The organism is Cellulomonas sp. (assembly GCF_036279715.1).
Lineage (GTDB): Bacteria > Actinomycetota > Actinomycetes > Actinomycetales > Cellulomonadaceae > Cellulomonas_A.
In genome coordinates this window covers 1-22,363 of record NZ_DASUIR010000033.1, presented here as the reverse complement: position 1 = coordinate 22,363, position 22,363 = coordinate 1, and the positions used below count along the sequence as shown (strand labels likewise).

The window sequence follows — 22,363 nt, the reverse complement described above, 5'->3', positions numbered from 1 at the left end:
GGGGCGAGGACGACGGACTGCATCCCGGCTGCGGCGCGCTCCCTGAGCAGGTCGTTGACGTCAGGCGCGAGCCACGGCTGGCTCGGCGGGCCCGAGCGCGAGCAGAACGCGAGCGTCCACTCCATCGGGTGCCCGAGGCGTTCGCCGACCTGGGCCGCGACGAGCGCGCCCACGTCGAGGTGCTGGTCCAGGTAGCTGGGACGCTGCGCGCCGGACGCCTCGTTCATGGTCGTCGGGATCGAGTGCGTGACGAGCACGAGCGGCGCCGCGGCCGCCTCGGCGGGCGACCGACCTGTCCGCTCGGCGAGCGTCGAGTACGCCTCCACGACCGCGTCCACGTTCGCGCGCACGAACCCGGGGTGGTTGAGGTAGTGCCGGAGCTTGTCGACCACGAGGCCCGCTCCGCCGTCGTCGCCCGTGGGCGTCGTCGCGCCGAGGCTGACGAGCGTCGCCGCGAGGTTCTCGCGGTACTGGCGGCAGCCGGAGTAGGAGCCGTACGCGCTCGTGACGATCGCGAGGACCCGCTTGGCACCCTGGGCGCGCAGGTCGGCGAGGGCGTCGGCGGTGTATGGCTCCCAGTTGCGGTTGCCCCAGCCGACCGGGACGGTCACGCCGCGCCGGGCGAGCTCGCCGCGCAGCGCCTCGAGCAGCTCGAGGTTCTGCGCGTTGATCGGGCTGCGACCACCGAAGTGGGCGTAGTGCTCGCCGACCACGGCCAGCCGCTCGTCGGGGATGTTCTTGCCGCGCGTGACGTTGCGCAGGAACGGCAGCACGTCCTCGGGACCGTTGGGCCCGCCGAACGAGTAGAGGAGGATCGCGTCGTACGGCGCGACAGACGTCGGGGTCACGGTCGTGGGCACCGCAGCATCATCCCACCGGCAGAGCCCCGCGGGCGGCCGGACCGAGCTGGTCGTCGCCGAGTCGCCGTTGTCGACTGCCGACCCGGCCGCGTCGGGATGCGCGAGGGGTTCGTCCGGCCTAGCGTTTCCTCGGGCCACCGCAGCGATTCCCGCCGGACGCCGACGGGCACGACGCGCTCGACGAGCGCTCGAAAGGGGTCGACAGCACAGTGGGCACCCTGAACGCCGACGGACTGCGCAACTGGTGGCTGGGTCGCCGCTACCAGCTGCTCGCGCCCATCGGTCGAGGCGGGGCGAGCACGGTCTTCCGCGGCATCGACGAGCGACTCGCCCGGCCGGTCGCCGTCAAGGTCGTCGACCTGGCGGACGTCCGCCCGCGGGACATCCGGCGGTTCGCAGCCGAGGCGCGCGTCCTCGGTGGGCTGGCGCACCCCGGGCTCGTGGCGCTGCTCGACGTGGGCGCCGACCTCGGGCCCGCGCACGAGCCGCTCGCCTACCTCGTGATGGAGCTCGTCGAGGGGGTCACCCTGGCAACGATGCTCGACCGCGGACCCCTCGGCCCGAACCAGGCCGCCGACGTCGGCCAGCAGCTCGCGCAGGCGCTCGAGCACGCGCACGCCGCCGGCATCGTGCACCGCGACGTGAAGCCCGCGAACATCCTCCTGTCGGCGGAGCCCGTGGTGTCCGGGTACGTCGCCGGCCCCACGGTCACGACCAAGCTCGCGGACTTCGGCATCGCGGTCGGCCCGACGGCCGTGCTGGACGAGCACACGATGAGCGACCGGACCCGAGGCACTGCCAGCTACCTGAGCCCGGAGCAGGCGCTCGCGCAGCCGCTCGGGCCGGCGTCGGACGTCTACTCGCTCGGACTCGTCCTGCTCGAGAGCCTCACCGGCGTCCGCGCCTACCCGGGAGGCGCGCTCTCGAGCTCGCTGGCTCGCCTGCTCGACACGCCGGACGTCCCGGACCGGCTCGGCCCGCGCTGGTCCGCGCTCCTCCGGGCGATGACGACGATGGCGCCCGAGTCCCGTCCGACCGCATCCGACGTCGCCGAGTCGCTGCGTCAGCTGCGCCGCCCCGCGTTGTGGGACCGCGTGGCAGCTCGGCTGGACTGATCTGGCGGATGGACCGCTCAGGCCGTCCGGACCACCATCTCGGAGAGCGCGGCCGCGATCTGACCGGCCCAGGCGGCGATCGCACCGAAGTCCCGGTGGTCCCCCTCGCGGGCACGCGCCCCCGCGATGATCGAGCGCTCGGTGAACGCGAGGACGCTGCGGTCGAGTCGTCCCGCAAAGCTGCGGTGCCCGCGAGCGCCCAGCGTGTCCCGCAGCGCGAGCATCTCGTGGGGAGAGTTGGCCCGCGCGGCCGGCTGCGTGGCCAGACCCGACGAGAAGATCCAGACCGGTCGGCGTGCGAGGTCGTCGGCGTACTTCGCTGCGAAGTCCCGCGCAGCGGGGAGCCAGTGGGCCGTGTAGACGGCCGACCCGAGCACGACGGCGTCGTACCCCGTGACCCCGGTGACCAGGGCGGGGTCGAGCTCGTCGACGCTGTGGCCCGCGGCCGACAGCACAGCGGCGATCGCCGTGCCGATCTCCTTGGTCGCACCGTGGCGTGACGCCACCGTGACCAGGATCTTCATCGGGTTCACCTCCTGCTCGACTCGTCGTGCGAGCCGCAGTCCGACTGACCGCGTCTCGTTGTCCATCGTGCGCTCCGACGCGCCGGATCTCTTGGGCCGGAGGTCCCCCCGCCGACGTGACCGAGCCCACTCCGCGGGCATGAATCAGCACGCATCCGGGCTCACCGCGATTCCGGGCACGCAGACAGGGACAGAGCAGGGCATGCTTCGCCGTAGCCCCGGCGCCGCGCGGCACCGGCGGGGTCGAGCAGCGCCTGTTCCAGCGCTGGGATCAGCAGAGCGGAGCCCGTCCATGCGTCGTCACCTTCCGGTTGCCGTCGGCCTGCTGCTGACCGCGACCCTCGCCGTCACAGCCTGCAGCAGCGACAGCCAGGCCGTGGACGGAGCGAGCCCGGGCGCCGGCTCGCAGAGCACGACGGCCACCGCGGGATCCGTCCTGCCGACCGTGACCGGGGACTTCGGTGAACCGCCCGTCCTGACGTTCCCGTCGTCGGGTCCACCCGCGGAGCTGGCCACCCAGGTGCTCGTCGAAGGCGACGGCCGCGTGGTCACCGCCAAGGACGTGGTCGTCGCGGAGTACGTCGGGCAGGTGTGGGGCGGCGCGGTGTTCGACAGCACCTACGACACCGGGACGCCCATCGTGACCGCGCTCGCCGACCTCGTCAGCGGTTGGGCCAAGGGGCTCGCCGGCCAGAAGGTCGGCAGTCGCGTCCTGCTGAGCGTGCCCCCCGGCGACGGGTACGGCACGGGCGGCAACAAAGCCAGGGGGATCGCGCCGACCGACACCATCGTCTTCGTCGTCGACCTCGTCGATGCGTTCGGCGCCGACGCCGCGGGTCAGGCTGACGCTGTGCCCGACGACGCCGCGAGGGATACCGCAGGCCCGCAGGTCTCGGGTCCGCCCGGTGGCCCTGCCACTCTGACGCTGCCCGCGGGAACCCCCACGCCGGCTGACGTCCTGACGACGGTGCTCTACCGGGGCTCGGGGGCACCCGTGGCCGAGGGCAAGGTCGTGGGTCAGTCCGCGGGGGTCGACTGGACCGGGACGAGCATCGGGAGCACCTGGCAGACGGGCACGCCCAAGGTCTTCCCGGTCGCTCCCACCGACCCCACGTTCGCGGGCCTGATCGGCGTGCCGCTCGGCAGCCGCGTGCTGCTGCAGGTGCCGGCCGGGTCCGGCCCCGCGGTCGCCCTCGTGATCGACCTCGTCGCCCAGCCTGCGTAGTCGCGGGCCCCGGGTTCGCGGCCTCGGCCGGGCCGTCACGCCGTACGCTGGCCGGATGGCGAACGAGGACGGCCGCACCACGTATGTCCTGGTCGACGGCGAGAACATCGACGCGACGCTCGGCTCCGCGATCCTCAACGGCCGCCCGACCCCCGAGCAGCGACCGCGCTGGGAACGGATCCTCGACTTCGCGCAGCGCACGTGGGACCAGCCGGTCAAGGGGCTGTTCTTCCTCAACGCCTCGAACGGCACCATGCCGATGTCGTTCGTGCAGGCGCTCATGGCGATCGGGTACCAACCGATCCCCCTCGCGGGCGAGAGCTACGAGAAGGTCGTCGACATCGGCATCAAGCGCACCCTGACCGCGCTCGCCGCGCGCCAGGGTGACGTCCTGCTGGCGAGCCACGACGGCGACTTCACGCCGGAGATCGAGTCGCTGCTCGGCACCGACCGACGCGTCGGGCTGCTCGCGTTCCGCGAGTTCACGTCCAGCGCGCTCGCGCAGCTCACCGACCGTGGGCTCGAGGTGTTCGACCTCGAGAGCGACGTCCACGCCTTCAACGTGCAGCTTCCGCGCCTGCGGATCATCCCGCTCGCGGAGTTCGACCCGCTGCGCTACCTCTGAGCAGGGCGGCGGCGGCCTCGTACCGGTCCAGCACGATCGCGACGATCCTGTCGTCGGGGGCGAGCGGTGCGCTGACCAGGTCGGCGCCCGCCTCGAGCACACGGTCGTGGAAGTACCCGGGCGCGAGGAGGTACGACGCGATCACGACGCGTCCCGCGCTCTCGGCGCGCGCCGCGGCCACCGCGTCGGGCACGCGCGGGGTCGAGCCCGCGCCGTAGCCCACGGTGACGGGCCGTCCGAGACGTGCCGCCAGACCGGCGGCGACCTCCTCGACCGCGACCGCCGCTGCGGGGTCCGTCGACCCGGCCGCCGCGAGCACCACGGTGTCGCCCGGGGCGAGGCCCACCTGGGTCAGCCGATCGACGAGCACGTCGACGAGGCGTGCGTCGGGTCCGAGCGGTGGGGCCGCCGTCGCGGGGCGGTCCTCGACCGCCGCGGCGATGTCGACGCGCACGTGGAAGCCGACGGACAAGAGCAGCGGGACGACGACGGCCGTCAGGCCGAGCTCGGCGGCGCTCGCGACGACGTCGGCCACGGCGGGCTCCTGCACGTCGACGAACGCCTCGCGGACGACCAGGTCGGGCCGGGCGTCGGCGACCGCAGCGAGGATCGACCGGATGACGGCTCGGCCCTCCACGCTGTCGGTGCCGTGCGAGCAGCCCACGAGGACGGGAGGTGCGGTCACGACGACTGCCCTCTGCTCGACGGACGCGGCCGCCTGGTCCTGCGCGCTCACGTGGTCCCCGCGGTCATCAGCTCGAGCCGGTAGCCGCGCTTGACCACGGTCCGGATGAGGTCGCGCCCCGTGGTCTCGCGCAGGCGGGCGATCGCAACCTCGGCGGCGTGCGGGTCCTGCGAGACACCCGGCAGCACCGCCAGGACGTCCGAGCGGGGCACGACGGCACCGCGGGCGGCCGCGAGCAGCCGCAGCACCTCGAGGCCCGACGGCGAGAGCGGCAGCACGCGCCCGTCGAGCACGGCCGCGCCGCGGTGGACCTGGAGCGCGCCGCCGACCGTCTGGAGCGTCTGCAGCCCGCCGTAGTGGGCCACGAGGGTCCGGACGAGCGACCCGAGGCGGCCGCGGTCGGGCACGAGCGGGACGATGCCGCGCTCGACGAGCGGGCGCGCGGTGATCGGCCCGACGGCCGCCGCGACGACGGCGCCGCGCACGAACCGGCGTCGAACCGCGTCGGCCACCCCCGCGTCGTCGGCAGCGGCCAGCCACGCCGCGGCGCCCGGCGCCGAGGTGAACACGACGGCGTCGATCTCACCGGCGGCCGTCGCGGTGACCGACGCGGCGAGCGCCGCGGGGTCGGGAGGAGGACCCCAGCGGTAGACGACGAGGCTGCGGACCTGCGCGCCGGCGGCCTCGAACGCCTCGTCCAGACCGTCCGCGCCGGCGCCGTGGTGCTGGACGGCGACCTTGAGCCCGCGCACACCCTCGTCGAGCAGGACCTGCGCGATCTCGGCGCTGGTCTCGGACTCCGCGACCCAGTCGGCCTGGAGCCCGGCGGCCTGGATCGCGCCGCGCGCCTTGGGGCCGCGGGCGACGATGCGTGCCGCGGCGAGCGCGGCGGTCAGCTGCTCGCCGAGACCCACGGCGTCAGCCGCCTCGATCCAGCCGCGCAACCCGATGCCGGTGGTCACGACGACGACGTCGGGCGGGTCGGCGATGAGCGCGCGCGTCCCGGCCAGGAGCGCGGTGTCGTCCTGGTTCGGGATCATGCTGAGCGCGGGCGCGTACCGGATCACGGCGCCTCGGCGGGCCAGTGCGGCGCCGAGCTCGCCCGATCGACGGTCGGCCGTGACGAGCACGACGCAACCCGCCATGACCTGGTCGATGGGTTCGCTCACTGCGCCAGTGTGACTCGGGCATGTGTCGGGCGCGTGTCGGCCGGCGCGTCGAGCAGACCCTCGGCCGCGACCGCTCCGAGCACGATGACCGCGGGCGAGCGCACGCCCACCTCCGCCGCGACGGCCGCGATGCGCGCGAGCGGGGCCCGCGTGATGCGCTGCGCGGGCATCGTCCCGTTCTCGACGATCGCGACGGGCGTCTGCGGGTCGACACCCGCGGCGAGCGCCGCGGCGGCCATCTCAGCGAGCAGGCTCACGCCCATGAGGACGACGAGCGTCAGCGAGGACTCCCGGAGCCCCGCGAGCGCCGAGCTCGACAGCGCCTCGTGGCCGTGGACGACCTGGACAGCAGCGACGGTGCCGCGGTGCGTGAGCGGGATCCCGGCCGCGAGCGGCGCAGCGAACGCGCTGCTCACGCCCGCGACGACCTCGACGGGCACGCCGGCTGCCCGGCAGGCCAGCACCTCCTCGCCGCCTCGGCCGTAGAGGAACGGGTCGCCACCCTTGAGTCGCACGACGCGCTCACCGCGCAACGCCCGCTCGACCAGGATCTGGTTGATCTCGTGCTGCGGGACGGGGTGGTGCCCGGAGGTCTTGCCGACGTGGATGACCTCGACGTCGCCAGGCAGCTCGTCGAGCACGCTCGTCGGACCGAGGCGGTCGGTGACGACCACGTCGGCCTCGGCGAGCGCCCGCCGGCCGCGCAGGGTCAGCAGGTCGACGGCGCCCGGGCCGCCGCCGACGAGGACGACGCTTCCCGTGCCGGGGACGCGCACCCGCCCGCGGCGCAGGTCGACGCGACCGTCCCGGAGGTGCTCGGCGAGCTGGTCCCGGACGGACGCGCTGCGGCGAGGGTCGGCCGCACCCGTCGACACGACCCCGACGAGGACGTCGCCGCTCACGGTCGTGGCGGGTGTTCGCGCCGACCCGCTCGAGGCGTCGCCCAGGTTCACGCAGAAGACCCGCCGCTCGGACGCCCAGCCGACGACGACGGCGTCGGTCGCTCGGTCCCCCGTCGCCGTCTGCACGAGCCATGCGCCGTCGAGGTCCGCCGCCGCGACCTCGCCCGCCCGCCACTCGACGCGGCCGTCATGCACCAGCTCCGCGAGCTCCTCGCACAGCTGCGGGGCGACGACGAGGACGCGCGGGGATTCGAGGAGCAGGGCCTGGACGCGGCGTGCCGCGATGGGCCCGCCCCCGACGACCACGACGCGCCGACCGGCGAGATCGAGCCCCACGAGCGAGGTCATCGGGCGCCTCCGACCTGCACGACGCCGTCGGTGACGACCACGTCCCAGGTCCTCAGGTCGAGCGGAGCCTTGCCCGCGCCGTCAAGGCACCGACCGGTCTCGAGGTCGAACACCTGCTTGTACATCGGGGCGGTGAGAGTCGGTACGTCTGTACCGTCGATCGAGCGCGACCCGACGATGCCCCGCGACATCACGTGCGCGCCGCTGAACGGGTCGAGCTGCTGGACCGCGAGCACCCGGTCGTCGTGGAGCCGCACGAGGGCGACCTGCTCACCGCCCACGAGGGCCGCAGCACCCCGTTCCGGGGCGAGGTCGTCGAGCCGGCACACCGCCGTCCACCGGACGGTCCCGGCGTCGAGCTCCGCGGGGGCCGTCATGACCGCACCGCCAGCGTCGTGCCGGCGACCAGGACGGCGCCGCTCGTCCCGTCGTCGTGCGCGGCCCGCTCCGCCGGCGTCGCGGGTCGGGGCTGCCCCCGTTCCGCGACGTAGGCGAGCGACGGGTCGGGGGTCGTCGGGGCGTTGACGAACGACGCGAAGCGCAGCAGCTTCTCGGGGTCGTCGAGCGTCGCGCCCCACTCGTCCTCGTAGGTGTCGACGTGCAGGGTCATCTGCGCGTCGAGGTCGGCGGCGATCCCGAGCGAGTCCTCGAGGACCACCGCGCGCACCCCGCCGAGCCCGCCCTCGACGTCGTCGATCCACGGGGCGGTCCGCTGGAGGCGGTCGGCGGTGCGCACGTAGTACATGAGGAAGCGGTCGACCGTCCGGATGAGCGTCGCGGTGTCGAGGTCCTCGGCGAGCAGCTGCGCGTGGCGCGGGGTGAAGCCGCCGTTGCCACCCACGTACAGGTTCCAGCCCTTGTCCGTCGCGATGATGCCGACGTCCTTGCCGCGGGCCTCCGCGCACTCGCGCGCGCAGCCGGACACCCCGAGCTTGATCTTGTGGGGCGAGCGCAGGCCGCGGTAGCGCAGCTCGAGCTCGACCGCGAGCGCCGCCGAGTCCTGCACGCCGAAGCGGCACCACGCCGAGCCGACGCAGGACTTCACCGTCCGCAGCGACTTGCCGTAGGCGTGACCCGACTCGAAGCCCGCGTCCACCAGTCGGCGCCAGATCGCAGGCAGCTGGTCGATGCGCGCCCCGAACATGTCGATCCGCTGACCGCCTGTGATCTTCGTGTACAGCCCGTAGTCCAGGGCGACCTGGCCGATCGCGAGCAGCCCCTCGGGCGTGACCTCGCCGCCCGGGATCCGGGGGACGACCGAGTACGAGCCGTCCTTCTGCAGGTTCGCCATGACGTGGTCGTTGGTGTCCTGCAGCGTCGCGCGCTCCCCCTCGAGCACGTGCGCGGGCGCCGTCGTGGCGAGGATCGACGCGACGACGGGCTTGCACACGTCGCAGCCGCGAGCGTCGGGGCGCGTGCCGAAGCGGCGCATGACCTCGCTGAACGACGTGATCCCGGTGACCCGCACCGCGTCGTACAGCTGTGCCCGGGACATGTCGACGTGCTCGCACAGCGCGCGGCTGACCGTGACCCCGGCCTTCTCGAGCTCGGCCGTCATGAGCTTCTTGACGAGCGGGACGCACGAGCCGCAGCTCGTACCCGCCTTGGTGCAGGCCTTGACGCCCGGCAGGTCGGTGCAGTCGTGGTCGGTGACGGCCGCGCGGATCGTGCCTGCCGTGACGTTGTTGCACGAGCACACGGTCGCGTCGTCGGGCAGCTCGAGGCGCACCTCGCCGGAGGTCTGGGGCAGGAGGTAGGCCGCGGGGTCGCCGGGCAGCTCGCGACCGAGCATGGGCCGCAGCGACGCGTACTCCGACGCGTCCCCGACGAGCACCCCGCCGAGCAGGGTCCGGGCGTCGTCCGAGAGCACGAGCTTCTTGTAGACACCTCCGACCGGGTCGGCCCACACGATCTCGAGCGCGCCCGGTGTGTGCGCGAACGCGTCGCCGAAGCTCGCGACGTCGACGCCGGCGAGCTTGAGCTTGGTCGCGGTGTCGGCGCCCGGGAACGTCGCCGCGCCGCCGAGGAGCCGGTCGACGACGACCTCGGCCATCGCGTAGCCCGGAGCCACGAGGCCGATGCACGCGCCCTGGATGCAGGCGACCTCGCCCGCGGCAGAGATCGCCGGGTCGGCGCTCAGGCACGCGTCGTCGACGACGACGCCACCGCGCGGACCGGCCTCGAGGCCCGCCGCCCGCGCGAGCTCGTCGCGCGGGGTGACGCCCGTCGCGACGACGACGACGTCGACGTCGAGCCGTCCCCCGTCCGCGAACTCGAGCCGCCCGACGGCCCCCTGCCGATTCGCGCGCATGTTCGTCGTCGCGGTGTCGACCCGCACCGCGACCCCGAGCTGGTTGATGAGCCGCCGCAGCGCCTGGCCCCCGCCCAGGTCGACCTGTGCGGACATCAGGTGCGAACCGAACTGGATCACGGTGCTCCGTGCGCCGAGCGCCTGCAGCGCGCCGGCCGCCTCGAGACCGAGCAGACCTCCGCCGATGACCGCCCCGCGCACCGGCCGCCCCCAGCGCTGCGCCTGCTCCTCGACCCAGCCGCGCAGCGCCGCGACGTCGTCGAGCGTGCGGTACACGAACACACCGGGCAGGTCGTTGCCCGGGATCGGTGGCATGGCGGCACGCGAACCCGTCGCGAGGACGAGGTGGTCGTAGTGCCACGACCGTCCGCTCGCCGCGGTGATCGTCTGGCTGCCCCGGTCGATCGCGACGACGGCGTCGCCGCGGACGAGCCGGACCAGGGGGTCGGCCCACAGCGACTCGTCTCCGAGAGCGAGGTCGCTCGCGCGGCGACCCGAGAAGTAGCTCGTGAGCGCCACGCGGTCGTACGGCGCCCGCGGCTCCTCCGCGAGGACCGTCACGCGCCAGCTCCCCGCGGTGTCCCGGGCGCGCAGCGCCTCCACGAGCCGCTGGGCGACCATGCCACCGCCGACGACGACGAGCTGACGCACGGCGTCCGGGGACGACGTCAGGTCGGGCGGGACGGGCCGGGCGGTCGGGTCGTTCGCGTCCATCGTCAGCTCCGGGGTGGGGAGGGGTGGGCTCACGACCACGCTAGGGAGCGCGTGTTTCGATCGGTGGTCCCGCCCGGTTTCCCCTCGGGAACGGTCTGCGCACACCTCGAGATCACCCGGTGTGAGCCCGGGGTGCCGGGCGTCGGACGCACCCGCCATGCTGGAGCCATGACATCGGCCGTCGCCCTGCTGCGGGGCATCAACGTGGGCGGGAACCGCAAGGTCCCCATGGCCGAGCTCCGGGCGGCTGTCGAGACCGCCGGGCACACACGCGTGGCCACGCTGCTGAACAGCGGCAACGTGGTGCTCACGCTGCGGGACGGCGCCGGCGAGCCGGGCACCGACGTCCACGCGAGCCTCGCGGCCGAGGTCGCGGACGGCCTGCGCGCGCGACTCGGTCTCGACGTCGACGTCGTCGTGCGCACGCGGGCCGAGATCGACGCGGTGGTCTCCGCCAACCCGTTCCTCGAGGCCGCGCGCGACGACGCCGCGCACCTCGTCGTGATGTTCTACGCGACGCCGGTGCGGGCCGACCCGGGGTTCGACGTGGCCGCGTACGGCCGCGAGCGGATCGCCTGGGCGGGCTCGGACGCCTACGTGCACTACCCGGACGGCATCGGGCGCTCCAAGCTCACACCCGACGCGCTCACCCGGGCGGCGGGCCAGGCCGGGACCGGCCGCAACTGGCGCACGGTCCTCGCGCTGCGCGACCTGCTCCATGACCGCGACTGACGTCCTGCCCGGACCACGGGAGCCCTGCCCGCGACCGTCCCGCCCCGCTGCCGCCCTGCCCCGCGACCGCCCGTCCCCGCTACGTTGGCGTCATGACGACGCTCTTCACCAAGATCATCGACGGCGCGATCCCGGGTCGGTTCGTCTGGGCAGACGACCTGGTCGTGGCGTTCCTGACGATCGAGCCGATCACCGACGGCCACACGCTGGTCGTCCCGCGGGCGGAGATCGAGCAGCTCACCGACGCCCCCGACGACCTCCTCGCCCACCTCATCTCGGTCACGAAGACGATCGGGCTCGCGCAGCGTGCCGTGTGGGGCGCACCTCGGGCGGCGGTCCTCGTCGCGGGCTTCGAGATCCCCCACCTGCACGTGCACGTCCTGCCCGCCTGGGACGAGGCCAGCCTGACGTTCGCGAACGCTCGCCACGGCGTGCCGGGCGCCGAGCTCGACGCCGCGGGTGAGCGCCTCCGGGCCGCGCTGCGGGCCGGCGGGCACGCCGCGCACGTCCCCGCCACGCTCGGTTCGCCCGAGCTCTGACGCGTCCTCGAGGGGACCGCGGCCGATCGTTCAGGCCGCCGGGTCGTCCGGTCCGTCGGTCACCAGGCGCAGAACCCTCGCGTCCGCCGCGACGATGCGGTCGGCCGCGGCCAGGAGCGAGTCCGGGGTGTCCGCGCCCGCGCGCAGGAACCGACCCGACAGCGCATCGAGACGCCCCTCGCCGATCGCGACGACCAGGTCGGCGACCGCCTCGACCGGGGTCCACGCGGTCCGGTCGGCGTGCAGCGGCATCTGACCGGTCATGTCGGTCGCGACGACCCCCGGGGCCAGGTCGAACACCCTGAGCCCCGCCGCGCGGTACTGGTGGTCGAGCAGCCGCGTGAACCGCGAGAGCGCACCCTTGCTGATCCCGTAGCCCGTGTAGGCGTCCGAGACGCGATGCGCCGATCCCGAGCTGAGGTTGACGACCCGGCCCCCGCCGCGGGCGAGCATGCCGGGCAGCACCGCGTGCGTGACGAGCAGGGGCCCGCGCACGTTGGTCTCGATGACCCGCCACGCGTCGGCGACGTCGTCCGCGGCGAAGGCCAGCTCCGCGTGCTCGACGACGCCGGCGTTGTTGACGAGCAGGCCAAGACCGCCGAGCGGGGCCAGCTCATGCTCGATCGAGGCGACCGCCGCCGCGGCAGCCTCCGCGTCGACGAGATCGCCCGCCGCGACCGCGACGAGGATCGACGGGTTGGCCGCCCGGCAGTCGGCCGCTGCTGCGTCGAGATGCGCACGGGTCCGACCCACGAGCCCGACGGACCAACCGGCCCGGGCCAGGCCGAGCGCGATGCCCCGACCGATGCCGCGGCCCGCGCCGGTGACCAGGGCTGTGCGAGGAGGGGTGCTCATCCCCCCACGCTACCGACGGCACACTGCGGACCGGCCGGCCGCATACTCGTGGGGTGCGACGTCCAGGATCTGTCGGGGAGGCACGGCTCGCCGGGACCGCGACGACGGCCGGGATCGCCGGGATCGCCGCCGGCGCGCTGACGCTCGGCGTGGCCGCGCTCGTCGCCGCCGTCGTGTCACCCGCGTCGGACCCGCTCGTCGCCCTGGGCGGGACCTTCATCGACGCGACCCCCGCCTGGCTCAAGAACGTCGCGGTCAGAGTGTTCGGCACGTCCGACAAGCTCGCGCTGACCATCGGCATGGTGATCGTCGTCGCGGCGCTCGCGGCGCTCGCGGGAGTCCTCGCGCGCCGCCGGTGGGAGCTCGGCGCGGCGCTCGTCGTCGTGCTCGGGGTCGTCGCCGCGATCGCTGCGGCGAGCCGTCCGGGCGCTGGTTCGCTCGCGCCGGCGCCGAGCCTGCTCGGTGCGGTCGCCGGGCTTGTCGCGCTGCACGCGCTGATCCGACGGCTCCCCCCGCCGTCTCGCGCTCCGGCCGCCTCGCAGCCGGACGACGACGTGCCGCTCCCCCGGTACGCCGACCGGCGCACGTTCCTGCGCGCGACCGGGCTCGTGGCGCTCGGTGGCGCGCTCGCTGTGGTCGGCGGGCGAGCCCTCGGCGCGGGCCACCGCACCGTCGTCGCGGCACGTGCTGCCCTGCACCTCCCCGGCGCCGCACGGCCCGCCGCGCTGCCCGCGGGCGTGGACGCCTCCCTCGACGGCACCCCGGTCGCAGGAGTCGACCCCTGGGTCACCCCGAACCCCGACTTCTACCGGATCGACACCGCGCTGTCGGTCCCGGACCTCGACCCGAGCACGTGGTCGCTGCGCGTGCACGGGCTCGTCGAGCACGAGGTCATGCTGACGTTCGCCGACCTGCTCGCGGCGGACCTCGTCGAGGCATGGGTCACGCTCGCGTGCGTGTCGAACGAGGTCGGCGGCAACCTCGTCGGGAACGCGAAGTGGCTGGGCCTGCCGGTCCGGGAGGTGCTCGCCCGTGCGGTGCCGCTCCCGGACGCCGACATGGTCCTGTCGAGGAGCGCCGACGGGTTCACGGCGTCCACGCCGATCGAGGTCCTCACCGATGCCCGCGACGCCCTGCTCGCGGTCGGCATGAACGGCGCCCCCCTGCCCGTCGAGCACGGCTTCCCGGTGCGCATGGTCGTCCCCGGGCTGTACGGGTACGTGTCGGCGACGAAATGGGTCGTCGACCTCGAGGTGACCCGGTTCGCAGACGCGACCGCGTACTGGACCGACCGCGGCTGGTCGGACCACGGCCCGGTCAAGACCGAGTCGCGCATCGAGGTGCCCCGCTCGGGCCCCAGCGTCAAGGCCGGGCGGGTCGTGGTCGCCGGAACGGCGTGGGCGCAGCACCGAGGCATCGTCGGCGTGGAGGTGCGGGTGGACGACGGCCCGTGGCAGGCCGCAACCCTCGCGGCCGACGGCGGCATCGACAGCTGGCGCCAGTGGGCCCTCGCGTGGGACGCGACCCCGGGCGACCACACGCTGCAGTGCCGTGCGATCGACCCCGACGGTCCCCAGACCGACGAGGTCGCCGACGTCATCCCCGACGGTGCCACCGGTCTGCACACGATCCCCGTGCACGTGAAGCCGGCCTGACCCCGCCGGTGCCGGTGACGCGCGAGGGCGCTCGGTCGGTTGCGCGCGATGGCGCCGACCTGCGACGTTGGGGCTTCGCTGCTCCCGACCACCGGAGGCATGGATGGTGACGACCCCGGTTCCCGGTCCGCCGCTGCGCGTGCGCCTGCCGGCGGTCAACCCCGCGGTGCTGCGGTTCCTCGCGAACGAGGCCGGGAGCGCGGTCTTCCTGCTCGCCGGGACCGTCCTCGCGCTCGGGTGGGCCAACTCGCCGTGGGCCGACGCCTACACCTCGCTGTGGTCGACGAGGGCAGGCTTCCACGTGGGCTCGGTCGGCCTCGACCTCGACCTGCACCACTGGGTCAACGACGCGGCGATGGCGGTCTTCTTCCTCGTCGTCGGGCTCGAGATCAACCGGGAGGTCACGAGCGGCGAGCTGCGGTCACGGCGCACGGTGGCCGTCCCCGCGCTCGGCGCGCTCGGCGGCCTGCTCGTCCCGGCGCTCATCTACCTCGCCTTCAACGCGGGCACCGACGCGGCCCACGGGTGGGGCATCGTGATGTCGACCGACACGGCGTTCCTCGTCGGGATCCTCGCGCTGTTCGGGCCCGCGTGCCCCGACCGCCTGCGGCTGTTCCTGCTGACGCTCGCGATCGTCGACGACATCGGCGCGATCACCGTGATGGCCGTCTTCTACACGAAGCACGTCGACCTGGTCGCGCTCGCCCTGGCCGGGCTCGTCGTCGTCGCGATCCTGGCGATGCGGTGGCTGGGTGTCTGGCAGCTCGCGCCCTACGCCCTCGCGGCGGTCGCGCTGTGGCTCGCGGTGCAGTCGTCTGGCGTCCACCCGACGCTCGCGGGCGTGCTCGTCGGGCTGCTCCTCCCGTCACGGAGGTCCCGGCGCGAGGAGGTCGAGGACGTCGTGCGGTTCGCGAAGCGGCTCGCGCACGACACGTCCGCGGAGCGCGAGCACCTGACCGAGCTCGCCGCCCGGGCCGCGGTGCCGCCCAGCGACCGGTTGCAGCGCGTGCTGCACCCCTGGAGCGCGTACGTCGTCGTCCCGGTGTTCGGGCTCGCGAACGCCGGCGTGCGCCTCGACCCCGAGACGCTGCGGTCCGCCGCGTCATCGGCCGTGACCATCGGCGTCGCGGTCGCGCTCGTGGCCGGCAACACGATCGGGATCTTCGGTGCGTCGACCCTCGCGATCCGCGCCGGGCTCGGCGTCCTGCCGGGCCGGGTGCGGTACGGCCACCTGCTCGGCGGCGCCGTGCTGGCCGGCATCGGCTTCACGATCTCGCTGTTCATCGCCGACCTCGCGTTCACGGACACCGCGCTCGTCGAGGAGGCCAAGATCGGCGTGCTCGCCGGGTCGCTCGTCGCCGCGGTGCTCGGGTCCGTCCTGCTGCGGATCCTCGGGGAGCGCCTGCCGCTGTGCTCCCCCGAGTCCGACGGGCCGCCACCGTCCTTGCCGCCGCGGCCGTGGGTGGCGCCCGCGACCTGAGCGGTCAGCCGGAGGTCGTCGCGGCGACGAGGGCGGCGAGCTCGACCGGCCCGCGATACCGGACGCCGTCGATGAACAGCGTCGGGGTGCCGCGGACGTCGTGCGCCAGACCCTCGGTGTAGTCGGCCTCGACGGCATCGGCGAACACCTGAGCTCCCTCGCCGGCCACCTGGGCCGGGTCGAGGCCGAGCGTGACCGCGTAGTCGCGGAGGTCGGCGTCGGTCAGGTGGTCCTGGTGGGCGAACAGCAGGTCGTGCATCTCCCAGAACAGACCGTGGGTGCCCGCGGCCTCAGCCGCGAGCGCGGCGGTCAGCGCGTGCGGGTGGACCTCGAACAGCGGGAAGTGCTTCCAGACGAGACGCACGCGCCCGTCGGAACTCTCGACCAGCGCGCGCAGGACGGGGGCCGCGGCCCGGCAGTACGGGCACTCGAGGTCACCGTGCTCGACCACCGTGACCGGCGCATCGAGCCTTCCGAGCACATGCCTCGCGTCGTCGGCCATGGCGCCCATCATGGCAGCCGGCCCGTGCCGCCAGCCGTGTCGTCAGCCACCTCGTCGTAGCCTGGCGTCGTGACGACCATCCTCGCCCGCATCGTTGACACCGACCTCGACGTCTCCGCGCACCTCGCGGCCGTCGCGGACCCTCGTGCGGGCGCCGTGGCGGCCTTCGTCGGTCAGGTCCGCGACCACGACCCCGACGCCGACGGCCAGGTCACGGCGCTCGAGTACTCCGCCCACCCGGACGCGGAGCTGGTGCTGCGCCGGATCTGCACCGAGCTGGCGGCGGACCCCGAGGTGCTCGGCATCGCGGTGTCCCACCGGACGGGGGCGCTCGCCGTCGGCGACCTCGCGATCGTCGCGTGCGTCGCGACGGCGCACCGGGCGCGCGCGTTCGACGTCTGCCGTGAGCTCGTCGAGCGGGTCAAGACCGAGGTGCCCATCTGGAAGCGGCAGAAGCTCGCGGACGGCACCCACACGTGGGTCGGTCTCTGACGGGACCGACCCGGCGCGTCAGCGGACCCGGGTGCCCGGACGCTCGACCCGCTCCCAGCCGCGGCGCGTCGACCGCGTGCCGAGCCGCTCGTCCCGCGACCGGTACACCACGTACGGCCGTGTGAGGTAGCCGAGCGGCGCCGAGAACACGTGCACCAGGCGGGTGAACGGCCACAGCGCGAAGAGCAGGTTCGCGGAGATCACGTGCACCTGGAACGCGAGCGGGACGCCCGACATGAGCGACGCGTCGGGTCGCAGCGTGAGGATCGAGCGGAGCCATGGCGAGACGGACCCGCGGTAGTCGTAGCCCGCACCGAGGATCTGGTGCTGGATCACAGCGAGCGCCCCGAAGCCGAGCGCGGCTGCGAGGGCCACGTACATCGTCTTGTCCATGCGCGTCGTCGCGATGAAGACGGGTGCGACGGTCCGCCGGCGGTAGATGAGGATCACGAGCCCCGCGACCGTCAGGGCCGCGGCGAACGATCCGAGCACGGTCGCGCCGAGGTGGTAGACGTGCTCGTGGATACCGATGGCGTCAAGCCATGTGGCCGGCACGAGGAGCCCGACGGCGTGCCCGCCGGCGACCATGAGGATGCCGACGTGGAACATCGGCGACCCGGCCCGCAGGAGCCGGTTCTCGTAGAGCTGCGACGACCGCGTCGTCCAGCCGAACTGGTCGTAGCGGTAGCGCCACACGTGCCCGACGACGAACACCGCGATGGCGGCGTACGGCAGAGCGACCCACAGCACCGCGTCCAGTGCGCTCATCGACGGACCTCCACGTTCTCCGCGCCGCCCGGCGCGAACGGTTCGAGCGGACCCATCGCCGACAGCCCGACCATCTCGGTCGGCGGGCCGGCGCTGATGAGCTCGAGGTAGCGGCGCTCGGTCTCGGCGTCCACGGGGGGCAGCGTGAGGCAGACCGCCTCGATGATGTCGGCGTACGGGCTCCCGACACCGGCGACGGCCGACCGCAGCACCTCGAGGCCCTGCCGGTGCGTCGCGAGCAGGCCGCCCGCGATCGTCGCGTCGCCCCGCGCGGAGAACTCGAGCACGACGGGCAGGTAGTCGGGTAGCTCGCCCTCCTCGACGACCCAGCCCGCGGCGCGGTACGCCTCGACGAACGCCACGAGCGACATGCCCCGACGGCGGGTGTCTCCCGCGCCGAAGTACGTGAGGTAGAGCGCGCACTTGCGCTTGAGGTCGAACGTCGCGACGTAGTGCGCCGGGAGGTCCGGGTGGACCCCGGCCGCGTCGAGGAACCGCTCGAAGCGCATCCGCACCGGGCCGGGCAGCGAACCCACCGCGGCGCGGACGTCGTCGTACCGCGCGAGGACGTCGTCCGAGGGGTAGTCGAGCAGGATCGACGCGGCCATGTGGGCGACCGCGCGGCCGTGCGCGTCGAGCCGAACGGGGACCACGGGGGCGAGCACGGGGGTCTTCATCGCGGCTCACCGCCCTGGTCTCCGGTGGACGGCGGGAACAGCCCGTTGGGCGTGCCGTTGCCGTCCCAGTTGAGCAGGTTGACCCGGCCCGACCCACCCGTCGGGCTCGACGGTCCGTCGCTCGTCTGGCGGTCCTTGAGCGCGTGGAACGTCTCGACCGCGACGGGCACGGGCGAGCCGCTCGACGAGCCGAACGGGCCCGCGCCACCCATGCCGGGACCGCCCTCGAAGTCGAGCGAGCAGCTCGCGCCGAGCTCCTCGAGCTTCGCCGCGGTCTCGGCGTGCGCGGACGGTATGACGTACCGGTCCTCGTACTTCGCGATCGCGAGCAGCCGGTACATCTCCTCGACCTCGACGCCCGTCATGCCGACGGCCGTGGCGATCCGCTCGTCGCGCTCGTTGTCGAGGTTGATCCCGCGCATGTACGAGCGCATCGCCGCGAGGCGCCGCAGCGTGGCAGCCACGGGGGCGACGTCGCCCGCGGAGAACAGCCCCGCGAGGTACTCGAGCGGGATCCGCAGCTTGTCGATCGCCGCGAACAGCGTCCGCGCGTCCTCGCCGTCGCTGCCCGTGCTCGTGATGATGTCGACGACCGGCGACAGCGGGGGGATGTACCAGACCATCGGCATGGTGCGGTACTCGGGGTGCAGCGGGAGGGCCACCCGGTACTTCTGGATGAGCGCCCAGATCGGGCTGCGCTGCGCCGCGTCGATCCAGTCGCGCGGGATGTCCGCCGCCTCGGCCGCCGCGACGACGGCCGGGTCCATGGGGTCGAGGAACACCGAGCGCTGCGACTCGAGCAGATCCTTGTCGTCCTCGACGCTCGCGGCCTCGAGGACCTTGTCGGCGTCGTACAGGATGAGGCCGATGTACCGCAGCCGCCCGACGCACGTCTCCGCGCACACCGTCGGCAGACCGACCTCGAGGCGCGGGTAGCAGAACGTGCACTTCTCGGCCTTGCCGGTCTTGTGGTTGAAGTAGACCTTCTTGTACGGGCACCCGGACACGCACATGCGCCACCCGCGGCACGCGTCCTGGTCGACGAGCACGATGCCGTCCTCGACGCGCTTGTACATCGCCCCGGACGGGCACGACGCGACGCACGACGGGTTGAGGCAGTGCTCGCAGATGCGCGGCAGGTAGAACATGAAGGTCTCGTCGAACTCCATCTTCACGTGCTCGCTCATCGTGGCGAGGATGGGGTCGTCGGCGGCGGTCTCCTGCGACCCGCCCAGGTCGTCGTCCCAGTTGGCCGACCAGCCGATCTTCATGTTCTTGCCGGTCAGCAGCGACTTCGGTCGCGCGACCGGGGTGTGCTCGCCCTGCGGCGCGGACAGCAGCACGTCGTAGTCGTACGTCCACGGCTCGTAGTAGTCCTGCAGCGAGGGCAGGTTCGGGTTGGAGAAGATCCGCGCGAGCTTCGCGAACCGCCCGCCCGCCCGCAGCCGCAGCCGTCCGCGCTTGGTGCGCGTCCAGCCGCCCTCCCACCGGTCCTGGTCCTCGTACGAGCGCGGGTAGCCGAGCCCCGGGCGGGTCTCGACGTTGTTGAACCACACGTACTCGACGCCGGTGCGGTTCGTCCACGCCTGCTTGCACGTGACCGAGCACGTGTGGCAGCCGATGCACTTGTCGAGGTTCATGACCATCGCCATCTGAGCCATCACACGCATCAGTACTCGACCTCCTGGCTGCGGCGACGGATCGTCGTCACCTCGTCCCGCTGGTTGCCCGTCGGGCCGAGGTAGTTGAACGCGAAGGACAGCTGCGCGTAGCCACCGATGAGGTGGCTGGGTTTGAGCAGCACGCGTGTCAACGAGTTGTGGATGCCGCCGCGCAGGCCAGAGGTCTCGGAGCGGGGCACATCCACCGTGCGGTCCTTCGCGTGGTACATGTACACCGTTCCCTCGGGCATGCGGTGAGAGACGATCGCGCGCGCGACGACGACGCCGTTGCGGTTGTACGCCTCGACCCACTCGTTGTCCTTGACACCGATCCGGTCGGCGTCGAGCGGCGACATCCAGATCGTCGGGCCGCCCCTGGACAGCGAGAGCATGAAGAGGTTGTCCTGGTACTCGGAGTGGATCGACCACTTCGAGTGCGGGGTCAGGTAGCGGACCGTCACCTCGGCCATGCCCTCCGACCCCGGCGCACCGCTCGGGTCGGTCGTCCCGAGGGCCTGGTCGCCGAACAGCCGGTGCAGGTCGAGCGGCGGCCGGAAGACGGGCAGCTGCTCGCCGAGCTCGACCATCCAGTCGTGGTCGAGGTAGAAGTGCTGACGGCCCGTGAGCGTGTGCCACGGCTTGAGCCGCTCGACGTTGATCGCGAACGCGGTGTACCGGCGTCCGCCGTGCTCCGAACCCGACCACTCGGGGCTCGTGATGACGGCCACCGGACGCGACTGCACGTCGGGGAACGTCACCCGCTTGCCCTCATGGTCCCGCGAGAGGTCCGCGAGCCGCATGCCGCTCTGGTGCTCGACGCGCTCAAAGCCCTGCGTCGCGAGGCGCCCGTTCGTCGTCCCCGACAGCGCAAGGATCATCTCGCAGACGTGCACGTCCCGGGTGAGCAGCGGCCGGCCCGCCGCGACCCCGGTCGCGACCGTGCCGTTGACACGGGCGAGCTCGGCGACCTCGACGTCGGGCGTGTAGGTGACGCCCTTCGTGACCATGCCCTTGGCTGCGAGCGGTCCGAGGGCACCCCACTTCGCCGCGAGCGCCGGGTAGTCGCGCTCGACGACGACGAGCTTGGCCATCGTCACGCCCGGGATCAGGTCGCCGTCGGGTCCGCCCGGCATCGCGCCGACGGTCCCGTGCGGGTTCGCCATCTCGTCCGTCGTGTCGTGCAGCAACGGCACTGCGACGAGGTCCTTGCGGACCCCGAGGTGCTCGACCGACATCTCGGAGACGAGCCGCGCGAGCGTGCCGAACGTGTCGAAGTCCGTACGGGTCTGCCACGGCGGGGCGATCGCGGGGTTGAACGAGTGCACGAACGGGTGCATGTCGGTGCTCGACAGGTCGTGCTTCTCGTACCAGGTCGCGGCCGGGAGGACGACGTCGGAGAACAGGGTCGTCGACGTCATCCGGAAGTCCGAGGTCACGAGCAGGTCGAGCTTGCCCTCGGGTGCCTCGTCGTGCCACGTCATCGACACGGGCCGGCGGCCCGGCCCGGCGGGTTCGGCGCGCACGGCCGAGTCGGTGCCGAGCAGGTGCTTGAGGAAGTACTCGTTGCCCTTGCCCGACGAGCCGAGGATGTTGGCCCGCCAGACCGACAGGACGCGCGGGAAGTTCTCGGGAGCGTCCGGGTCCTCGACGGCGTAGTGCAGGCGACCGGCGCGCAGCTCGTCCACGACGTACGCGGCGGGCTCCATTCCCGCGGCCTCGGCCTCGTCCACCAGCGTCAGGGGGTTGCGGTCGAACGTCGGGTAGCTCGGCATCCAGCCGCGCTTGGTGGACTCCACGAGGCAGTCCGCCGTCGTGCGCCCCGCGAAGGTCCCGGTGGCCAGCGGGCTCGCGAGCGCGTCCGCGGGCAGCCCGTCGTAGCGCCACTGGTCGGTCGCGAGGTACCAGAACGCGGTGCCGATCATCTGGCGCGGCGGACGCACCCAGTCGAGGCCGAACGCGTACTGCGTGAACCCCGTGAGCGGCCGCACCTTCTCCTGGCCGACGTAGTGCGCCCAGCCGCCGCCGTTGACCCCCTGGCAGCCCGTCATGGCCGTCAGCGCGAGGAACGCGCGGTAGATCGTGTCGGAGTGGAACCAGTGGTTGGTGCCGGCGCCCATGACGATCATCGAGCGGCCGCCCGAGCGCTCGGCGTTGTCGGCGAACTCGCGTCCGATCCGCTCGGCAGCGGCCGCGGGGACGCCCGTGAGCTCCTCCTGCCACGCCGGCGTGCCGGGGCTCGACGCGTCGTCGTAGCCCGTCGGCCACGTGCCCGGCAGGCCCTCGCGGCCGACGCCGTACTGCGCGAGCAGCAGGTCGAACACCGTCGTCACGAGCCGGTCGCCGAGCCGCTGCACGGGGACCCCGCGGCGGACGACCCCCGCACCGCCCTCGTGCTCGTGGCCCGCCGTCGGGGCGACGTCGAAGCGCGGCAGGTCGACCGCGACGCTCGCACCGTCGTACGTGGGCGACTCCGCGATCGACATGAGCGGCACGACGTCGCCCAGGTCGAGGTTCCAGCGGCCGG

General features: G+C 73.4%; 21 protein-coding genes. 8 read left to right on the top strand and 13 right to left on the bottom strand.

Annotated features, from left to right (window positions below):
• The coding region (locus tag VFW79_RS03760; protein ID WP_329675974.1) for a ferrochelatase at positions 1-860 on the bottom strand (860 nt) is incomplete at its 3' end.
• A gap of 209 nt (positions 861-1,069) precedes the next feature.
• On the opposite strand from VFW79_RS03760, the gene VFW79_RS03755 reads away from it, so the two are divergent.
• Positions 1,070-1,975 carry a serine/threonine-protein kinase gene (locus VFW79_RS03755; RefSeq protein WP_329675973.1) on the top strand — a complete coding sequence of 302 codons (906 nt, stop codon included), beginning with the start codon at positions 1,070-1,072 and terminating at the stop codon, positions 1,973-1,975.
• Between the two features lie 17 nt (positions 1,976-1,992).
• On the opposite strand, the gene VFW79_RS03750 is transcribed toward VFW79_RS03755, so the two are convergent.
• Positions 1,993-2,499: a flavodoxin domain-containing protein gene (locus VFW79_RS03750; protein ID WP_329675972.1), complete on the bottom strand. Its 507-nt coding sequence runs from the start codon at positions 2,497-2,499 to the stop codon at positions 1,993-1,995.
• Positions 2,500-2,791: 292 nt separating this feature from the next.
• On the opposite strand from VFW79_RS03750, the gene VFW79_RS03745 reads away from it, so the two are divergent.
• Together VFW79_RS03745 and VFW79_RS03740 are read left to right on the top strand one after the other, a co-directional pair.
• Positions 2,792-3,724: an FKBP-type peptidyl-prolyl cis-trans isomerase gene (locus VFW79_RS03745; RefSeq protein WP_329675971.1), complete on the top strand. Its 933-nt coding sequence runs from the start codon at positions 2,792-2,794 to the stop codon at positions 3,722-3,724.
• A 55-nt stretch (positions 3,725-3,779) separates the two neighbouring features.
• Positions 3,780-4,349, top strand: coding sequence for an NYN domain-containing protein (locus tag VFW79_RS03740; protein WP_329675970.1), 570 nt, complete (start codon positions 3,780-3,782; stop codon positions 4,347-4,349).
• Here VFW79_RS03740 and VFW79_RS03735 read toward each other — a convergent pair.
• From VFW79_RS03735 to nirB, 5 genes are read right to left on the bottom strand one after another with little or no spacing between them, the layout of a single operon-like run.
• The gene (locus tag VFW79_RS03735; RefSeq protein ID WP_329675969.1) at positions 4,309-5,034 is read right to left on the bottom strand and encodes a sirohydrochlorin chelatase; all 726 of its coding nucleotides are present in this window, start codon (positions 5,032-5,034) and stop codon (positions 4,309-4,311) included. The genes VFW79_RS03740 and VFW79_RS03735 overlap by 41 nt on opposite strands.
• Positions 5,035-5,081: 47 nt before the next feature.
• Positions 5,082-6,179, bottom strand: a complete 1,098-nt coding sequence (locus tag VFW79_RS03730) for a uroporphyrinogen-III synthase (RefSeq protein WP_329675976.1) — start codon at positions 6,177-6,179, stop codon at positions 5,082-5,084.
• 20 nt (positions 6,180-6,199) lie between these two features.
• Positions 6,200-7,453, bottom strand: coding sequence for a uroporphyrinogen-III C-methyltransferase (cobA, locus tag VFW79_RS03725; RefSeq protein WP_329675968.1), 1,254 nt, complete (start codon positions 7,451-7,453; stop codon positions 6,200-6,202).
• Positions 7,450-7,830, bottom strand: a complete 381-nt coding sequence (nirD, locus tag VFW79_RS03720) for a nitrite reductase small subunit NirD (RefSeq protein WP_329675967.1) — start codon at positions 7,828-7,830, stop codon at positions 7,450-7,452. Before nirD ends, cobA begins: the two co-directional genes overlap by 4 nt.
• The gene (gene nirB / locus VFW79_RS03715; protein WP_414647858.1) at positions 7,827-10,385 is read right to left on the bottom strand and encodes a nitrite reductase large subunit NirB; all 2,559 of its coding nucleotides are present in this window, start codon (positions 10,383-10,385) and stop codon (positions 7,827-7,829) included. Before nirB ends, nirD begins: the two co-directional genes overlap by 4 nt.
• 261 nt (positions 10,386-10,646) lie before the next feature.
• On the opposite strand from nirB, the gene VFW79_RS03710 reads away from it, so the two are divergent.
• Positions 10,647-11,210, top strand: a complete 564-nt coding sequence (locus VFW79_RS03710; RefSeq protein ID WP_329675966.1) for a DUF1697 domain-containing protein — start codon at positions 10,647-10,649, stop codon at positions 11,208-11,210.
• A gap of 92 nt (positions 11,211-11,302) precedes the next feature.
• On the top strand, positions 11,303-11,749 hold the full coding sequence (locus tag VFW79_RS03705) for an HIT family protein (protein WP_329675965.1): 447 nt from the start codon (positions 11,303-11,305) through the stop codon (positions 11,747-11,749).
• 30 nt (positions 11,750-11,779) lie between these two features.
• On the opposite strand, the gene VFW79_RS03700 is transcribed toward VFW79_RS03705, so the two are convergent.
• Entirely contained in the window at positions 11,780-12,604 is an 825-nt protein-coding gene (locus VFW79_RS03700; RefSeq protein WP_329675964.1) for an SDR family oxidoreductase, read from the bottom strand.
• A 53-nt stretch (positions 12,605-12,657) separates the two neighbouring features.
• On the opposite strand from VFW79_RS03700, the gene VFW79_RS03695 reads away from it, so the two are divergent.
• Together VFW79_RS03695 and nhaA are read left to right on the top strand one after the other, a co-directional pair.
• The gene (locus VFW79_RS03695; RefSeq protein WP_329675963.1) at positions 12,658-14,259 is read left to right on the top strand and encodes a molybdopterin-dependent oxidoreductase; all 1,602 of its coding nucleotides are present in this window, start codon (positions 12,658-12,660) and stop codon (positions 14,257-14,259) included.
• A 103-nt stretch (positions 14,260-14,362) separates the two neighbouring features.
• Complete coding sequence (gene nhaA, locus VFW79_RS03690) at positions 14,363-15,739, top strand: Na+/H+ antiporter NhaA (protein ID WP_329675962.1); 1,377 nt, start codon at positions 14,363-14,365, stop codon at positions 15,737-15,739.
• A gap of 4 nt (positions 15,740-15,743) precedes the next feature.
• Here nhaA and VFW79_RS03685 read toward each other — a convergent pair whose 3' ends face one another.
• Positions 15,744-16,241 (bottom strand): DsbA family protein, encoded by a 498-nt coding sequence (locus VFW79_RS03685; RefSeq protein WP_329675961.1) that lies wholly within the window; start codon positions 16,239-16,241, stop codon positions 15,744-15,746.
• A 69-nt stretch (positions 16,242-16,310) separates the two neighbouring features.
• Between VFW79_RS03685 and VFW79_RS03680 the strand changes: the two genes are divergently transcribed.
• Positions 16,311-16,733 carry a molybdenum cofactor biosynthesis protein MoaE gene (locus VFW79_RS03680; RefSeq protein ID WP_329675960.1) on the top strand — a complete coding sequence of 141 codons (423 nt, stop codon included), beginning with the start codon at positions 16,311-16,313 and terminating at the stop codon, positions 16,731-16,733.
• Positions 16,734-16,751: 18 nt separating this feature from the next.
• Here the strand turns inward: VFW79_RS03680 and narI are convergent, their stop codons facing one another.
• From narI to VFW79_RS03660, 4 genes are all read right to left on the bottom strand, one after another.
• Complete coding sequence (narI, locus tag VFW79_RS03675) at positions 16,752-17,501, bottom strand: respiratory nitrate reductase subunit gamma (RefSeq protein WP_329675959.1); 750 nt, start codon at positions 17,499-17,501, stop codon at positions 16,752-16,754.
• On the bottom strand, positions 17,498-18,178 hold the full coding sequence (gene narJ / locus VFW79_RS03670; RefSeq protein ID WP_329675958.1) for a nitrate reductase molybdenum cofactor assembly chaperone: 681 nt from the start codon (positions 18,176-18,178) through the stop codon (positions 17,498-17,500). Before narJ ends, narI begins: the two co-directional genes overlap by 4 nt.
• Positions 18,175-19,848: a nitrate reductase subunit beta gene (narH, locus tag VFW79_RS03665; protein ID WP_329675957.1), complete on the bottom strand. Its 1,674-nt coding sequence runs from the start codon at positions 19,846-19,848 to the stop codon at positions 18,175-18,177. Before narH ends, narJ begins: the two co-directional genes overlap by 4 nt.
• Positions 19,848-22,363: molybdopterin-dependent oxidoreductase (locus tag VFW79_RS03660; RefSeq protein WP_329675956.1), on the bottom strand; the 2,516-nt coding region annotated here is incomplete at its 5' end. The genes VFW79_RS03660 and narH, both read right to left, overlap by 1 nt.

Bases quoted from the DNA above. Each gene is read 5' to 3' on its own strand.
- VFW79_RS03730 (WP_329675976.1), bottom strand. From the start codon at position 6,179: ATGGCGGGTTGCGTCGTGCTCGTCACGGCCGACCGTCGATCGGGCGAG.
- VFW79_RS03685 (WP_329675961.1), bottom strand. From the start codon at position 16,241: ATGGCCGACGACGCGAGGCATGTGCTCGGAAGGCTCGATGCGCCGGTC.
- VFW79_RS03705 (WP_329675965.1), top strand. From the start codon at position 11,303: ATGACGACGCTCTTCACCAAGATCATCGACGGCGCGATCCCGGGTCGG.
- nirD (WP_329675967.1), bottom strand. From the start codon at position 7,830: ATGACGGCCCCCGCGGAGCTCGACGCCGGGACCGTCCGGTGGACGGCG.
- narJ (WP_329675958.1), bottom strand. From the start codon at position 18,178: ATGAAGACCCCCGTGCTCGCCCCCGTGGTCCCCGTTCGGCTCGACGCG.
- cobA (WP_329675968.1), bottom strand. From the start codon at position 7,453: ATGACCTCGCTCGTGGGGCTCGATCTCGCCGGTCGGCGCGTCGTGGTC.
- VFW79_RS03740 (WP_329675970.1), top strand. From the start codon at position 3,780: ATGGCGAACGAGGACGGCCGCACCACGTATGTCCTGGTCGACGGCGAG.
- VFW79_RS03700 (WP_329675964.1), bottom strand. From the start codon at position 12,604: ATGAGCACCCCTCCTCGCACAGCCCTGGTCACCGGCGCGGGCCGCGGC.
- nhaA (WP_329675962.1), top strand. From the start codon at position 14,363: ATGGTGACGACCCCGGTTCCCGGTCCGCCGCTGCGCGTGCGCCTGCCG.
- narH (WP_329675957.1), bottom strand. From the start codon at position 19,848: ATGCGTGTGATGGCTCAGATGGCGATGGTCATGAACCTCGACAAGTGC.
- nirB (WP_414647858.1), bottom strand. From the start codon at position 10,385: ATGGTCGCCCAGCGGCTCGTGGAGGCGCTGCGCGCCCGGGACACCGCG.
- VFW79_RS03750 (WP_329675972.1), bottom strand. From the start codon at position 2,499: ATGAAGATCCTGGTCACGGTGGCGTCACGCCACGGTGCGACCAAGGAG.
- narI (WP_329675959.1), bottom strand. From the start codon at position 17,501: ATGAGCGCACTGGACGCGGTGCTGTGGGTCGCTCTGCCGTACGCCGCC.
- VFW79_RS03745 (WP_329675971.1), top strand. From the start codon at position 2,792: ATGCGTCGTCACCTTCCGGTTGCCGTCGGCCTGCTGCTGACCGCGACC.
- VFW79_RS03710 (WP_329675966.1), top strand. From the start codon at position 10,647: ATGACATCGGCCGTCGCCCTGCTGCGGGGCATCAACGTGGGCGGGAAC.